The 274-nt window shown below is 52.2% G+C and carries 1 protein-coding gene; it reads left to right on the top strand.

All coding sequences use genetic code 11. The features are described from left to right. The first annotated feature begins 45 nt into the window (after positions 1 to 45). Complete coding sequence (locus tag HX884_RS26930; RefSeq protein WP_178329076.1) at positions 46 to 225, top strand: DUF1010 domain-containing protein; 180 nt, start codon at positions 46 to 48, stop codon at positions 223 to 225. The last annotated feature ends 49 nt before the right edge of the window (positions 226 to 274 follow it).

The following is a 274-nucleotide window of genomic DNA, read 5'->3' as shown; positions in this document are numbered from 1 at the left end:
CTCGGTAGACTCTATGAGGTAGTTTATTCCTAAATTAGCTGCGGAATGTCGGGTGTAGCAAGCGCGAGCAGCTATTTTTTTCGTAGTGCTGTGCCGCCTCGGTGGCACCGTGCCTTTTCGCAGTTAGCGCCCGTCGCCAAGTTACGGTTATCCGTTTTGGCTTCTGGCTCTAACATTTCGGTCAAGCCGACCCGCATTCTGCGGTCGGCTTACCTCGCCCGTTAGATGCACTAAGCACATAATTGCTCACAGCCAAACTATCAGGTCAAGTCTG

It is taken from the genome of Enterobacter sp. SECR19-1250 (assembly GCF_013391025.1).
GTDB lineage: Bacteria > Pseudomonadota > Gammaproteobacteria > Enterobacterales > Enterobacteriaceae > Enterobacter > Enterobacter cloacae.
This window is presented reverse-complemented; position numbering and strand designations above follow the sequence as displayed.

Coding starts and splice junctions, on each gene's coding strand:
- HX884_RS26930 (WP_178329076.1), top strand. CDS start 46: ATGTCGGGTGTAGCAAGCGCGAGCAGCTATTTTTTTCGTAGTGCTGTG.